We start from the raw sequence: 14776 nt of genomic DNA on the forward strand, positions 1-14776 counted from the left end.
AGACGAGTCACCAAGCCCCAGCCGTCAGCAGAATAAGCCGAAACTTGGCTAGGGGGAATCGTTCAGTTGTTATTCGCAGATGTATTCAACAACATTCAAGCCAAAGCCACCCAAGGCATGGTACTTTTTGTTGGTTGAAGAAAGCAGACGCATATCGTGCACGCCAAGATCCGCCAAAATCTGAGAACCAACACCTACACGACGTGATGTACCCTGCTTCTTAGCAAGAGTAGGTGCCTCGCCTTTGTCTTGCGATTCAAACATTTTTACACGATGAATAAGCAGATCGGTCGAGTCTTCATGACCAAGTACAACCAGAACACCCCCTTCTTCACCGATTCGCTTCATCGCTTTATCCAGCGTCCAACTTCGTTCTGCGTTACGATCACTGCGAAGCACATCGGTAAATACGTCTTGTAAGTGAACGCGAACTAACGGTGCATTCGCAGTTAAGTCACCTTTACACATCGCGTAATGTACTTGGTTATCAATCGTGTCTTTGTAAGTCACCAAAGTGAACTCACCAAATTCCGTTGGCAGTGCACACTCAGCAACGCGTTCAATCGTTGTTTCCGTGTTGTTGCGGTATTCGATAAGGTCTGCAATGGTACCTAGCTTTAAATCGTGTTTTTCAGCAAACACTTCAAGGTCCGGGCGACGCGCCATCGTGCCATCGTCGTTTAGGATCTCAACAATAACCGATGCAGGCTCTAGACCTGCAAGACGAGCCAAATCACAGCCGGCTTCTGTATGACCAGCGCGAGTTAGAACACCACCGTCTTGTGCTGCTAGAGGGAAGATATGGCCCGGTTGCACTAAGTCCGCCGCTTTTGCACTTGGCGCAACTGCCGCTTGTACAGTGCGAGCACGGTCAGCTGCAGAAATACCAGTGGTAACACCTTCAGCGGCTTCAATAGAAACCGTAAAGTTGGTGGTGTATTGCGCGTTGTTGTCTTGCACCATTGGTGGCAAGCCAAGGCTCTCACAACGAGTTTTTGTCATGGTTAGACAGATTAAGCCACGGCCATGCGTAGCCATAAAGTTGATAGCTTCCGGCGTAATGTGCTCGGCAGCCATGATCAAATCACCTTCATTCTCGCGGTCTTCATCATCCATTAGGATGACCATTTTGCCTGCGCGAATATCATCAATAATCTCTTGAGGCGTGCTGATAGGCATATTCTGTTTCCCGTTATTCAAAAATTTATTATTGCAGCAGCAATGCGTTTAACGTTTCGTTGAGTTACGTCTACTGGCTTTAGTCAGCAAAGCAGTTTGAAGCTAACCTTTATTAAGTCAATTAACCTGATAACGTTCTGTGATTGTGGTCGGTTTCGCTTACGCAAAACCATTTTGCTGCAAGAAGTCCATTGTAATACGTGATTCTTGCGGCTCTTCTTTTTGGCCTTGTAGCAAGCGCTCCATATAGCGAGCTAACACGTCTACTTCTAGGTTCACTTTACGGCCAACTTGGAACTGATCGATGGTTGTCTCTTCACTGGTGTGAGGAACAATCGTTAATTTAAATCCATTCTTACGTAGATCATTGACGGTCAGACTAATGCCATCCACTGTGATAGAGCCTTTTTCTGCCACGTACTTACAGATTTCCGCTGGCATCTCAACCCAGAACTCAATCGCACGGCCAACTTGATTACGCTCAACAATCACACCGACGCCATCAACATGACCTGAAACGATATGACCGCCAAAACGAGTGGTCGGCAACATAGCTTTTTCTAGGTTCACTTTGTCGCCCACTTGATAAGCAGCAAAACCAGTTTTGTTCAGCGTTTCCAGTGACAAATCAGCACTGTAATAGTTGCTACCGAAATCGACGACCGTTAAACATACGCCGTTAGTCGCAATGCTGTCGCCTAGCTTAACGTCAGCCATATCCAATTTGCCTACTTCCACCGTCACGGTGATGTCTTCGCCTTTTGGCGTGATTGCAGTTAGTTTGCCAACTGCTTCTACAATTCCTGTAAACATAATGCTTCTTTCTAGCGTTGAATGCGTTTGACGGTTGCGGTGATGCGAATATCCACCCCCACCATTCGAACGTCGGTAATAGTTAAATCGATAACTTGTGCCATCTCGGTTAAACCAAGCGCGCCGATCAAGCCTCGTCCATCGCTCCCCATCAACTTAGGCGCGAGATAAACGATCAGTTCATCTACAAGGTTAGCTTCGATTAATGAACTCGCGAGTGTCGCTCCCGCTTCGACCCACAAGTGATTGATGTGACATTCGCTTGCCACGGCTTTCAATGTCGCAGCTAAGTCAACTTGATCGTTTTCGGTCAGTTTAGGGGCGATATCACCATCTTGACTGACAATAATACGCTCACCTTCTGTCTTGAATAGCTTTAAATCATTACGAAGCTGAGATTGGCGATCGAGTATGACTCGTGGAGGCTGACGAACATCAACCTGAGGGTATTGCGATTGTAGGTTTTTTGGCAAATCATCCCAGCGAACGTTCAATGAGGCATTGTCGTCAATCACTGTTTTGCTGGTAGAGAGAATACCACCGCTCATCGCACGATAGTGTTGGACATCTTGGCGAGCTTTTGGGGAGGTAATCCATTGGCTCTGTCCGTTACTCAACGCACTTTGCCCATCGAGGCTAGCTGCCATTTTCAACTGAACATAAGGCATGCCAGTTTGCATGAATTTGATAAAACCTTTGTTCAGCTCGATCGCATCACTTTCCAACAAGCCAACGTGAACTTCTACCCCAGCATCACGCAGCATTTGAAAACCACGCCCTGCAACTTTCGGGTTTGGGTCTTCCATTGCGCAAACCACACGTGCAACCTTGGCTTTGATAAGTCCCTCAGCACACGGCGGTGTTCGCCCGTAGTGAGAGCAAGGCTCCAACGTCACATAAGCGGTCGCCCCTTCGGTTTTATCCCCAGCCATACGCATTGCATGAATTTCGGCATGAGCTTCACCCGCGCGATGATGATGGCCTTCGCCAACAATCTCACCGTCACGGACAATAACGCAACCAACGTTGGGGTTAGGCGCTGTGGTATACATGCCGCGCTTCGCCAATTTCAGCGCACGCGACATCATTTCGAAATCTTGAGAGGTAAATACTGAAGAAGTGTTCTGTTGTTCCATGACTCAATCAGTCTTCTAGACGAGCTATTTCTTCGCCAAATTCACGGATATCTTCAAAGCTGCGGTAAACCGATGCAAAACGGATATAAGCAACTTTATCCAGCTCTTTTAATTGGCCCATAACTAGGTTACCAATCATCTCACTTGGCACTTCACGTTCACCTGTTGCACGCAGCTGCGATTTAATCATGCTGATTGCCAATTCGATAGAATCTGCACTCACTGGGCGTTTTTCTAGTGCGCGTTGAATGCCACCGACCATTTTGTCTTCATCAAACGGTTCACGGTTGCCGTTAGACTTAATCACTTTAGGCATCACCAACTCAGCCGTTTCAAACGTGGTAAAACGTTCGCTACAAGCTAAGCACTGGCGACGACGACGCACTTGATGGCCGTCAGCAACTAAGCGGGAATCAATTACTTTTGTATCGTTCTCAGAACAAAAAGGACAATGCATATCACCTCCAAATAGCGTGCGATTGGGTTCGTCCCAAAAGCAAGACTAGTGTAGCGGAATTGCTATGTTAGAGAAAACAAAAAGGGGCACTACTGCCCCTTTTTCAATCAATATCAAACGGTTTCTGTTAACTGCGTGCTAGGTAGTTTGCTTTACCAACCCATTTGTAGCTGGTGAGCTCTTCCAAACCCATTGGACCACGTGCATGCAGTTTCTGAGTAGATACCGCCACTTCTGCCCCAAGACCAAACTGAGCACCGTCAGTAAAACGAGTTGAGGCATTCACGTAAACCGCAGCAGAACCAACAGAATTAATGAATAATTCCGAGTTAACCAAACTGTTGGTCATGATCGCATCTGAGTGGCTCGCGTTATGAACACGCATGTGGTCAATCGCCTCTTTTACGTCGGCAACCACTTTTACACCCAGCGTGTAACTTAGCCATTCAGTATCAAAGTCACCTTCCACTGCATCACGAATTTGTGTTGCTTGAGCCATCAGTACTTTTGCCTTTGGCTCTGTCACGAAGGCCACTTTATCGCTCATGCGCTCTACGATCATTGATAGGAATTGCGCCGCAACATCTTCATGTACGAGCAAAGTATCTAGCGAGTTACATGCTGAAGGGCGTTGAACTTTTGAATTCTCAACAACGTTCAACGATTTTTCTAGATCCGCTGACTCATCAACAAAAATATGGCTGATACCAAAACCACCGATGATCACTGGAATGGTGCTGTTCTCTTTACACATCTTGTGTAAGCCAGCGCCGCCACGTGGAATGATCATATCAACGTAATCGTCTAGCTTAAGGAGTTGAGAAACCAACTCACGATCTGGCTTTTCAATATATTGAACGGAAGCCGCCGGCAAGTTCGCTTTCGCTAGAGCCGATTGGATAACCTTTACCAATTCCATATTGGAAAAGAACGTCTCTTTACCACCACGTAGGATGCTTGCATTACCTGTTTTTAGACATAGAGCAGCAATATCGATAGTTACGTTTGGACGCGCTTCGTAAATCACACCAACCACACCCAGTGGTACACGACGACGGGACAGAGACATGCCATTTTCTAGCACTTTGCTGTCGATTTCGCTGCCTACAGGATCGTTTAGGCTGATAACGTTACGAACGTCATTAGCGATACCAGTAAGGCGCTCTTCATTTAATAGAAGACGGTCTAGTAGTGCATCTGTTAGACCCGCTTCGCGACCTAATTCGATGTCTTTTGCGTTTGCAGCCAAAATAGTTGCCGCATTCGCTTCTAGCTCATCAGCGATGATCGCTAGTGCTTGGTTTTTTTGTGCGGTTGACGCTGTCGCCAATTCGAAAGCTGCGTCTTTGGCAGCTTTACCCATATTCGTTAAATCCACTTTGCTTCCCTCAATATCTATTCTTGGATGACGACAAGATCATCGCGGTGAATCACTTCTGAGCCGTAATCATGCCCCAAAATAGAGATGATATCTTTACTGTGTTTACCGGCAATGTTTGCTAGGTCTTCGCTTGAGTAGGCGCTGATACCACGTGCCACCAGCTTGCCTTGTGCGTTGGTCACGCGAGCCACTTCACCACGAGCAAAATCACCACTTACCTTAATCACGCCTTTTGCAAGTAGACTACTGCCCTTACCGACAACAGCGTTAACTGCACCATCATCAATAATGATATCACCGGATGCAGCAGGGCCCGCTAGGATCCAGCGCTTGCGGTTTTCTAGCGCTTCTTCACAAGGAAGGAAACGCGTCCCTTGTGGCTCTGAGCTCAATGAGTCAAAAATAACATTTGGTGCGCTGCCCGCAGCGATGATCACCTCAATGCCTGCACGGCGAGCGATGTCTGCCGCCTGAAGCTTGGTTGCCATGCCGCCAGTACCTAGCGTTGTGCCGCTACCACCCGCAATTTTGCGCAAAGTATCATCAATGGTTTTCACTTCTTTGATCAATTCGGCATTTGGATCTTTACGAGGGTCTGCGGTAAACAAACCTTTTTGGTCTGTTAGCAGCAGTAATTTGTCTGCACCACACAAAATCCCCACCAAAGCAGACAAATTGTCGTTATCGCCCACTTTGATCTCGTTCGTTGCTACCGCGTCATTTTCGTTCACGATAGGTATAATGTCGTTTGCAACCAGAGCATTGATGGTGTCACGCGCGTTAAGAAAACGCTCGCGATCATCCAAATCAGCACGAGTTAGCAACATCTGACCAATTTTGATGCCATAAATGCCAAACAGAGACTCCCATGTTTGAATCAGACGACTTTGGCCCACTGCAGCAAGCAATTGTTTGCTCGCCATCTCGTTGGGCAATGCGGGGTATCCAAGATGCTCACGGCCTGCTGCAATTGCACCAGACGAAACCATTACGACTGAATGGCCTTGTTTTTTTAGTTCAGCACATTGACGAGCCAGCTCTACCATGTGAGCACGGTTTAATGCCAAAGTGCCGCCTGTCAGCACACTTGTACCCAGTTTCACAACGACGGTTTGTGATTGTGAAATAACTGCATTCTGTTGATTCGTTGTCATGATGTCTTCTGAAATGAAAAACAAATAAAGAGTGGATGTTTTAGCAATCAAATGGGGATTTAACAAGCAGAAAAGGTGCGAAAACGCACCTTTTTATCTTATAGAGGAAGAAAACAGCCAAATTAGGCGAAATCAAACGATTCTGTGTGATATTCCACTTCCAGTTTGAAATGCTCAGCCAGCGTATCTACTAGCTTCTGATGAAAGGTACTCTGGGTGAGGTAAACCTCTTCAGTCACCTTATTCGGTAATGGCTCTGAGGTCCAATCCCCTTCTTTGTTGTATTTACCAATATGGTATTTTGCAGTAAAGCCACCTTCGATGGACTCCAAGTCCATCCACCATCCCCAAAATTCACGTTTTTCTGGCGACTTTTTGTCGTCTACACAAACAGATAGACAGTCAAAATAGTAGTGGCCTTCTTGTGATTGTGGTTCGCGCAGGTAAGGACCTATCGCCTTTAACTTAGACATCAAGCGAAAGTGAGTCGGCCCTTGAGTCGTCTCTGACATAAGAATCTCCGTTTCCATAGTAAGGATATTTAGCTATCCAAGAATGATTATTATTTTTTATTATCATGAGCTTATTTTTTGCTCACATATATCACTCTTAACTAAATTAGAAGATTTGTCATCTTAATAATTCCTCCTCCAACCACTTTATGGCCAAATCGAGGGATTGCTCATAACCTTTTGTAATTGTTTTGGAACTGATTTTCTTTGCTTGACCATAGTGACTAAACAGCGCTACCAACTGGTTGTCACTGTGTGGGGAAACAGGATCCCCTTCCAAACTCAAAGCCAAAATAGGTACCTTGGTTTTACGACTGCTTAAGAACCCTTGTACTTTCAACGACCACGCCATCATCTGCCCAGCCATGCTATTGATGTCCACGGCGTTCTTACCTAAACGAGACGCCAGTAGATCTAGGTACATCTTCGGCATCTGCTGCAGCTTCTTCGGTGAGGTAAACAAATCATGTACAGGTGCACCGAGCGCCACACACGCTTTGATCTTCTCTTGTTCAACGAATGAAAGACGGATCATAGCATTGCCACCAAAGCGGAAACCAATCAATCCCACTTTGTAATGATCGACCCAAGGCAGTTTGTACAGCTCATTCAATACCGCTTGATGCAAACAACTAGAATCTTCCGTTAATGGCCAATGGGAGCTATGACCCACTGACGGCATGTCGATGGTCAACATTGCGATGTCTTTAGGCGCTAAATGATTGCGGAACAAACGCCACATGTCTGTTTGCAAGCTGTCCAAACCCGCACTCACCATCACAACGGGCAATTGCCTGTCCGTACGTGGCAAGTGTAAATTCGCGATGATCTTGCGCTTTTGATAAGGCACTTCGATCTGTTTGATCGTGTATTGCGTTTTCTCAGAGCCTTCGTTGTAAGCTTTATTGGCCAACACTTGAGCTTGAGTCGCAAGGTTATCGTTCTTCAAATGTGGGTAGCCCGCAATACTGAAACACAGCGAAGCGGAAAATAACTCATCCGCCGCATCTTCACCTTTCAATTCGGTTGAACGGCGTTGGTGTTCCATCCCAAGCTTTATCCACTCAAACGTCCAGTTACCGCCGTGATAACCCATCACTGTATCTAACCACTTATCTTCCGTACGCGAATGTTTCGACGACGCAATTTTAGACAGTGTACTTTCCATCTCGATTGGAGATAAACCCTGCCAAGTCCACTGCAAACGTCTTAAGTGTCGATACCACGCACGATCATCTTGCCCTTCTCGCTCATCAAGAATTGTTTGGCTGGTAGGCATGTATTGAGTAAGTGCAGAGGTTTCTTTCGCCTGCTTGTGCTTAACAAACAAGGTTTCTGAGAGGTTTTTACTGACGTCTTCTGACATAGGAAGAACTCTAAGCTATTGGCAATTGCTGTAATAATAATAAAAAAAATGCCCCTATAAAGGGGCATTTCTCAATATTCTTGGTGCAAACTTATTTTTGCTTACGATTTACTGGCTCAGCAAACTGGATAGACATATCCCAAGGTTGCTCGATCCAAGTGTCTTGAGCGATGTCTACTACGTAATCGTCTAGTAGCTCAACACCTGCAGGCTTAGCACATACTGCGATAAGCTTCGCTTTCGGGTACATTTCACGTAACTTGCGTGCTGTGTCACCGCTATCTACTAGGTCTTCAACGATTAGGAAACCTTCGCCGTCACCTTCTGGTGCTTTAACTACTGTCATATCACGCTGGTGATCGTGGTCGTAGCTAGAGATACAAATAGTATCAACGTGACGAATACCCAGTTCACGCGCTAGGATTGCACCAGGAACTAGGCCACCACGGCTTACCGCCCAAATACCTTTCCATTGCTCAGCTGGCATTTGTTTCTCAGCCAGTTCACGGCAGTAAGACTGCATCGCATCCCAAGTGATAATGAATTTTTTACTCATTGTAATAACCTAATAATTTCAAAATATGCATCCCCTCTGTCTAGCTGATGGCGCTGAAATGGACTCATCCCGCTAAACTTTCCACACCAGAGGAAATGGGGGTTTCAAGCTACGCAAACGATTATTCTACCGAAACACATCGTTAATACCAACGCTGATATCAAAATTCTCTGCCTATTACGCAGAAAAATCGTATTCGGTGAACAATACAAAATGGAGAAGTGGATGAATTACTTTAAAAATTATCCACAAACAAAAAGCCAGTGTGAATCGAGTTCGCACTGGCTTTTTTCAATCGTTGGAATTAACCGACCATGTATTTCACAATGAAGATAGCAGACATCACCCACACACTCATCGATACTTCACGGCCTTTACCACTGAACAGTTTAATAGCAGCGTAAGCGATGAAACCTAGCGTGATACCTTCTGCAATAGAGAACGTCAGAGGCATTACCAAACAAGTAACCACAACTGGCGCAGCTTCTGTTAGGTCACGCCAGTCGATACCAACAAGACCAGAAAGCATTAGGATCGCTACATAGAACAGTGCACCAGATGTTGCGTAAGCTGGAATCATACCTGCTAGTGGCGAGAACAACAGAGCCAGAAGGAACAGTACGCCAACAACCACAGCCGTTAGACCAGTACGGCCACCAGCTGCTACACCAGAAACACTCTCAATGTATGACGTCGTGTTTGATGTACCTAATAGAGCACCTACAGATGTTGCTGTTGAGTCAGCAAGTAGCGCTTTGTTTAGACGTGGAATGTTGCCGTTTTCGTCAGTTAGACCTGCTTTCTGTGAAACGCCAACTAGCGTGCCCGCAGTGTCGAACAAGTCAACGAATAGGAAGGCAAATACGACCGAGATCATGCCAACTTCGAACAGACCAGAAAAGTCTAGCTGCATGAAGGTTGGTGCGATGCTTGGTGGTGTCGACATGATGCCGCCCCATTGAACGTCACCAAAGATAAGACCAAGAATTGTCACACCCAAAATGGCGATCATAACCGCACCTTTCACACCACGGTGAACCAGCGCGATAGTCATAAAGAAGCCGATAGCCGCAAGTACAGATGGTAGCGAAGTGATGTTACCCATTGAAACTAGCGTTGCTGGGTTATCTACTACGATGCCGGCATTTTTCAGTGCGATGAACGCAAGGAACAGACCGATACCTGCAGAGATACCTGTACGAAGAGAAAGTGGAATTGAGTTAATGATCCACTCACGGATCTTGAACACACTCAACACAATAAATAGTAGACCCGACACAAATACTGCTGCTAGCGCGACTTGCCACGTATAACCCATACCCAACACAACAGAGTAGGTAAAGAACGCGTTTAGGCCCATACCTGGAGCCTGAGCGATTGGGTAGTTTGCTACTAAGCCCATGATGAAACAGCCAATAGCCGCAGCAAGACACGTCGCAACGAACACAGCACCACGATCCATACCAGTATCTGCAAGGATTGCTGGGTTTACGAAGATAATGTAAGCCATGGTTAAGAAGGTAGTAACACCTGCGATGATCTCAGTGCGCACATTGGTGCCATTTTCACTAAGTTTGAATAGCCTTTCGAGCATGATCGAATCCTGTAAAGGGTAAAAAGTAAACGGTTGCGTAATCGATTGGCTCGAATTATAAAGTTATCAAATAACAAATTCCAGATAGAATTTTCACTCTAATGCGATTTTTTTCTTTGGATATGAAACCGATTCGCTAGCGTTTCAAACGCGATTAAAATTTAAAGCTTAATAAACAATAACTAACAATTAAGGCATTCAAGCAAGACAACGAGTGCAAACTGAACAATGTATTAAACTTTCAAACAGAAACATGGAGTTTTGAGCGTAAAACACTCACGAATTTGGTTAGCAAATGAAATAAGTTGGGGAAGCAAACCTAGAATAGGTGCTTAGCGGTGAGAAATCAGTCAACGTTCAGGATCGAGATATAAAAAAACGCCACTCAATTTGAGTGGCGGTGAATCATGTCAGCACTATGCACTGAAAAAAAATTCCAATTTATAGGGGTGAACAAATTTGTTCGAGTCACATGCGTTGGCTTCAATTAGTAACCAAAGCTTGTTGGGTATACAAAGTTACCGGTGTAAACAGATTTGCTGTTCCAGAACATTGCACTTGGTAAACCTTTCATAAATATCACCTTCTAAATCAATTAATACTGTTAATTTGGTTGATTTCTCGGTTCCTTGGAGGCGACAAACGGACTCATCCTTTGAGCATTTCATTCTTCTCTCAGAAGCTGGTTACAAATATACCACCAAGAAATTTAATTACAAGCATTTTAGTGACAGAAATCACAAAACATTGATAAATTGATCTTCATCAAGAATTAACTGTAATTAAATTACACTTTAGTAAATTAAAAAATAACCAATCTTATAATTGATACTAATTGAGTTGCATTCGTGTATTTCTGTGTGTCCATAAACTGTGACAGTTCAAGGGCAAATCCTTTTATCCACATCTACTAGTAGCGCCCTTCTGGTGGTATGCTGAAAACAATTCAAAGCCGAAACCGGATTAGCATTTACTGCTAAACACTTATTAAATTTACGGTTTATATTTGGCAAAGCACATCAAAAGGAGTCCTCCGTGTCTGAATTCCATTCTGAAATCAGTACCTTATCACCTGCTCCACTTTGGCAGTTTTTCGATAAGATTTGTTCAATCCCTCACCCTTCTAAACATGAAGAAGCACTAGCACAGTACATTGTTACTTGGGCGACAGAGCAGGGTTTTGACGTACGCCGCGATCCAACTGGCAATGTGTTCATTAAGAAACCAGCTACGCCGGGCATGGAAAACAAAAAAGGCGTTGTTCTTCAAGCGCACATCGACATGGTGCCGCAAAAGAATGAAGATACTGATCATGACTTCACAAAAGATCCTATCCAACCATACATCGATGGCGAGTGGGTAACAGCAAAAGGCACAACGCTTGGTGCGGACAACGGCATTGGTATGGCTTCTTGTCTTGCGGTTCTCGCTTCTACTGAAATCAAACACGGCCCTATTGAAGTACTGTTAACGATTGATGAAGAAGCTGGCATGACAGGTGCATTCGGTCTTGAAGCGGGCTGGTTGGAAGGCGACATCCTTCTAAACACTGACTCAGAGCAAGAAGGCGAAGTGTACATGGGTTGTGCTGGCGGTATCGACGGCGCAATGACATTCGACATTACACGTGATGCCATCCCAGCAGGTTTTGTGACTCGTCGGCTAACGCTGAAAGGCCTAAAAGGTGGTCACTCTGGTTGTGACATCCACACTGGCCGTGGCAACGCGAACAAACTTGTAGGCCGTTTCCTAGCAGGTCACGCACAAGAATTGGATCTTCGTCTTGTAGAGTTCCGTGGTGGTAGCCTACGTAACGCTATCCCTCGTGAAGCCTTCATTACCGTTGCTCTACCAGCAGAAAATCAAGATAAACTAGCAGAACTGTTCAACTTCTACACTGAGTTACTAAAAACTGAGCTTGGCAAAATTGAAACAGATATCGTCACTTTTAACGAAGAAGTTGTAACAGATGCACAAGTGTTTGCCGTTGCAGACCAACAACGCTTCATCGCTGCATTGAATGCTTGTCCAAACGGCGTAATGCGCATGAGTGATGAAGTTGAAGGCGTGGTTGAAACGTCTCTTAACGTTGGCGTTATCACAACAGAAGAGAATAAAGTCACCGTACTTTGTCTAATTCGTTCGCTGATCGATTCAGGTCGTAGCCAAGTTGAAGGCATGCTTCAATCAGTAGCAGAGCTAGCTGGCGCGCAAATCGCGTTCTCTGGCGCTTACCCAGGTTGGAAACCAGATGCAGACTCAGAAATCATGGCAATTTTCCGTGATATGTACGAAGGCATCTACGGTCACAAGCCGAACATCATGGTTATCCACGCAGGTCTTGAGTGTGGTCTATTTAAAGAACCTTACCCGACTATGGACATGGTTTCTTTCGGCCCAACCATCAAATTCCCTCACTCTCCAGATGAGAAAGTGAAAATTGATACCGTTCAATTGTTCTGGGATCAAATGGTTGCACTTCTAGAAGCTATTCCAGAAAAAGCGTAATCTTAACCAGATACGACAAATACGAAAAAGGGTGCCGAAGCACCCTTTTTTATTGCGAGTTTGCTATTAAAAGCACTTCGCAAATTATGCACGAGTTTGCGCGTATGCCGCTAGCTCATCCATAGAAGTCTTAGCAACCACTTCACCATCAATGTAGTAAGTCACAAAGTCACCTTCACGAACACCCATTAGCGTCGCTTTCTCACCGTTGTTGTAAGTGATATCCATTTGAACTGTGTTCTCGTCAAGCTGTTGCATTTGACCTTGTTCGATAACACGGTTGTTCGTTAGAGGACCAACAGGTGCAGTGGTTAGAGATTTATCTAACTGGTGGTTTACGTCGATGTAAGTGTCCATCTTCTTGTCAAAGATGTGTGGCTTACCGTTTAGCGGGTTTTTACCAGTCCAAAACTCTAGTGAGTTGAACACGATGTAGTCAGCCGCAATAGCAACACCGTAAACTGGCGCCATTAGCATGTTTAGACCACCACGAGCGTAACGGTTATCAACAGCTTTCAAGTTGAAGCCCATAACGTAACCCGTTACAGCGTTGCTGCCTACACAGCCAGAAAGAGAAACTGCTACAGCAGTTAGTGCGCCAATTTTAGCGATCGCCTTTTTCATCAAAACCTCTAGTTAGATAGTATTAGGTCAAAAATTCGGCGGGGATAGTAGCGGATAAAAACCTTAGGTAAAAGACAGTTTTTCTCGAAAAAAATATTAGTATTAAATTTAACACAGTCTTATTTTTGTGATGAATATAACAATTTAAAACACAGCGTACAGCTACTCAATTAACACAAGAATTTCCCAAATGTACTTACACAAGCCATACACTTGGTGAATTTTTAATCTTTTCAATAAAAATTATTGTTCGTGACATTAAGAAGAATGATTAGTGTGATTTTGAACCAGTTGTTACATTGTTGCTAACGTATTCGATAGAGATGGTTTATGGCCAGAAGTAAAAAAAGCAAGGTGTTTGAGCTACTAGGACACCAAGTTCAACCAGGACAACGATTAGAAACCGAATTTGAAGCGGCGCAGCTTTACACACACTCTCCTCTTTCTATCCCTGTGGAAATTATCCACGGTAAACAAGAAGGTCCGGTGTTAATGGTAAACGCAGCAATCCATGGTGACGAGCTGAATGGCGTAGAAATCGTTCGTCAGATGATCAACCAACTGGACCCTGCAAAACTAAAAGGTACTGTGATTGCCGTGCCTATCGTTAACGTGTTTGGCTTCATCCATAAATCTCGCTACCTGCCAGACCGTCGCGATCTAAACCGTTGCTTCCCTGGCAGTGAAAAAGGCGCGTTGGCTTCTCGTATGGCACATGGGTTCTTCAACAACATTGCTAAGCGTTGTGACTATATTCTGGATCTTCACACGGGTGCGATTCACCGAACGAACCTACCTCAGATCCGCGCTAACTTGAGCAACCCAGAAACACTGCGCATCGCAAAAGCATTTGCAACCCCAGTGATCGTAGACTCTGCTCTACGTGATGGCTCTCTACGTAGTGAAGCAGAGAAGTGCGACATTCCTGTACTGACTTATGAAGCAGGTGAAGCGCTGCGCTTTGATCCATTGTCGATCAGTGCTGGTGTACTAGGTGTGCAACGTGTGATGCAGGCTATCGGCATGCTACGTGCGAGCCGCAAAAAGCTACCAGAGCCTATTATCGCAAAATCCACCAGCTGGGTTCGCGCATCGGGCAACGGTATTCTACGTACGGTTGTGAACTTAGGTGATAAAGTAGAAGAAGGCGAGACTCTCGCTTACATCAGCTCGCCTTTAGGTCATGACGAGCTAGAGCTGTTAGCACCAAAAGGCGGTATCGTAATTGGCCAGCAAACACTGCCACTGGTTAATGAAGGTGATGCTATTTTCCATATTGCCTACTTCAAGCAAGACGATGATGTGGTTGAGCAAACAGTAGAAAGCTACATTGAAGAGCTGACTGAGTTTGATGTTGACCAAGTAACAACGGGGCAAATCCCGCTAGAAACGCAACAATAATTGCGAACTAGTATAGAAAGCCAACTTCCAAGCCCAGACTCCTTGTCTGGGCTTTCTTTTGTCGTTCAAATAGACACACTCACTAACTAACAGAT

Annotated in this window: 13 protein-coding genes; 2 read left to right on the top strand and 11 right to left on the bottom strand. The window is 45.1% G+C overall.

The window, feature by feature from the left end:
• Positions 1 to 69: 69 nt before the first annotated feature.
• The 10 genes from ribBA to L1076_RS22705 all read right to left on the bottom strand — a co-directional run bounded on the left by ribBA (position 70) and on the right by L1076_RS22705 (position 10148).
• On the bottom strand, positions 70 to 1179 hold the full coding sequence (gene ribBA / locus L1076_RS22660; protein WP_038865430.1) for a bifunctional 3,4-dihydroxy-2-butanone-4-phosphate synthase/GTP cyclohydrolase II: 1110 nt from the start codon (positions 1177 to 1179) through the stop codon (positions 70 to 72).
• 159 nt (positions 1180 to 1338) lie between these two features.
• On the bottom strand, positions 1339 to 1992 hold the full coding sequence (locus tag L1076_RS22665) for a riboflavin synthase (protein ID WP_038875569.1): 654 nt from the start codon (positions 1990 to 1992) through the stop codon (positions 1339 to 1341).
• Positions 1993 to 2003: 11 nt separating this feature from the next.
• The gene (gene ribD / locus L1076_RS22670; protein WP_237304519.1) at positions 2004 to 3128 is read right to left on the bottom strand and encodes a bifunctional diaminohydroxyphosphoribosylaminopyrimidine deaminase/5-amino-6-(5-phosphoribosylamino)uracil reductase RibD; all 1125 of its coding nucleotides are present in this window, start codon (positions 3126 to 3128) and stop codon (positions 2004 to 2006) included.
• Positions 3129 to 3135: 7 nt separating this feature from the next.
• On the bottom strand, positions 3136 to 3585 hold the full coding sequence (gene nrdR, locus L1076_RS22675) for a transcriptional regulator NrdR (protein ID WP_038865435.1): 450 nt from the start codon (positions 3583 to 3585) through the stop codon (positions 3136 to 3138).
• Positions 3586 to 3712: 127 nt separating this feature from the next.
• A complete protein-coding gene (locus L1076_RS22680; protein ID WP_045460885.1) occupies positions 3713 to 4963 on the bottom strand; it encodes a glutamate-5-semialdehyde dehydrogenase in 1251 nt (416 codons plus the stop codon).
• 17 nt (positions 4964 to 4980) lie between these two features.
• A complete protein-coding gene (proB, locus tag L1076_RS22685; protein WP_038865440.1) occupies positions 4981 to 6120 on the bottom strand; it encodes a glutamate 5-kinase in 1140 nt (379 codons plus the stop codon).
• Positions 6121 to 6242: 122 nt separating this feature from the next.
• On the bottom strand, positions 6243 to 6632 hold the full coding sequence (crl, locus tag L1076_RS22690) for a sigma factor-binding protein Crl (protein WP_038865441.1): 390 nt from the start codon (positions 6630 to 6632) through the stop codon (positions 6243 to 6245).
• A gap of 118 nt (positions 6633 to 6750) precedes the next feature.
• Positions 6751 to 7998: an esterase FrsA gene (frsA, locus tag L1076_RS22695; RefSeq protein ID WP_102388295.1), complete on the bottom strand. Its 1248-nt coding sequence runs from the start codon at positions 7996 to 7998 to the stop codon at positions 6751 to 6753.
• Positions 7999 to 8089: 91 nt separating this feature from the next.
• On the bottom strand, positions 8090 to 8554 hold the full coding sequence (gene tet(34), locus L1076_RS22700; RefSeq protein WP_005440202.1) for an oxytetracycline resistance phosphoribosyltransferase domain-containing protein Tet(34): 465 nt from the start codon (positions 8552 to 8554) through the stop codon (positions 8090 to 8092).
• Between the two features lie 304 nt (positions 8555 to 8858).
• Positions 8859 to 10148, bottom strand: coding sequence for an NCS2 family permease (locus L1076_RS22705; RefSeq protein WP_038865443.1), 1290 nt, complete (start codon positions 10146 to 10148; stop codon positions 8859 to 8861).
• A 1035-nt stretch (positions 10149 to 11183) separates the two neighbouring features.
• Between L1076_RS22705 and L1076_RS22710 the strand changes: the two genes are divergently transcribed.
• Positions 11184 to 12656: a beta-Ala-His dipeptidase gene (locus L1076_RS22710; protein ID WP_237304520.1), complete on the top strand. Its 1473-nt coding sequence runs from the start codon at positions 11184 to 11186 to the stop codon at positions 12654 to 12656.
• 84 nt (positions 12657 to 12740) lie between these two features.
• On the opposite strand, the gene L1076_RS22715 is transcribed toward L1076_RS22710, so the two are convergent.
• Entirely contained in the window at positions 12741 to 13280 is a 540-nt protein-coding gene (locus L1076_RS22715) for a DUF3332 domain-containing protein (protein WP_038865446.1), read from the bottom strand.
• 330 nt (positions 13281 to 13610) lie between these two features.
• Between L1076_RS22715 and L1076_RS22720 the strand changes: the two genes are divergently transcribed.
• Positions 13611 to 14681, top strand: a complete 1071-nt coding sequence (locus L1076_RS22720; RefSeq protein WP_038865448.1) for a succinylglutamate desuccinylase/aspartoacylase family protein — start codon at positions 13611 to 13613, stop codon at positions 14679 to 14681.
• Positions 14682 to 14776 lie beyond the last annotated feature (95 nt).

Origin of the sequence: Vibrio sp. MMG023 (assembly GCF_021654215.1) — a bacterium.
GTDB lineage: Bacteria > Pseudomonadota > Gammaproteobacteria > Enterobacterales > Vibrionaceae > Vibrio > Vibrio jasicida.

Bases quoted from the DNA above. Each gene is read 5' to 3' on its own strand.
- ribBA (WP_038865430.1), bottom strand. From the start codon at position 1,179: ATGCCTATCAGCACGCCTCAAGAGATTATTGATGATATTCGCGCAGGC.
- L1076_RS22665 (WP_038875569.1), bottom strand. From the start codon at position 1,992: ATGTTTACAGGAATTGTAGAAGCAGTTGGCAAACTAACTGCAATCACG.
- ribD (WP_237304519.1), bottom strand. From the start codon at position 3,128: ATGGAACAACAGAACACTTCTTCAGTATTTACCTCTCAAGATTTCGAA.
- nrdR (WP_038865435.1), bottom strand. From the start codon at position 3,585: ATGCATTGTCCTTTTTGTTCTGAGAACGATACAAAAGTAATTGATTCC.
- proB (WP_038865440.1), bottom strand. From the start codon at position 6,120: ATGACAACGAATCAACAGAATGCAGTTATTTCACAATCACAAACCGTC.
- crl (WP_038865441.1), bottom strand. From the start codon at position 6,632: ATGTCAGAGACGACTCAAGGGCCGACTCACTTTCGCTTGATGTCTAAG.
- frsA (WP_102388295.1), bottom strand. From the start codon at position 7,998: ATGTCAGAAGACGTCAGTAAAAACCTCTCAGAAACCTTGTTTGTTAAG.
- L1076_RS22705 (WP_038865443.1), bottom strand. From the start codon at position 10,148: ATGCTCGAAAGGCTATTCAAACTTAGTGAAAATGGCACCAATGTGCGC.
- L1076_RS22715 (WP_038865446.1), bottom strand. From the start codon at position 13,280: ATGAAAAAGGCGATCGCTAAAATTGGCGCACTAACTGCTGTAGCAGTT.
- L1076_RS22720 (WP_038865448.1), top strand. From the start codon at position 13,611: ATGGCCAGAAGTAAAAAAAGCAAGGTGTTTGAGCTACTAGGACACCAA.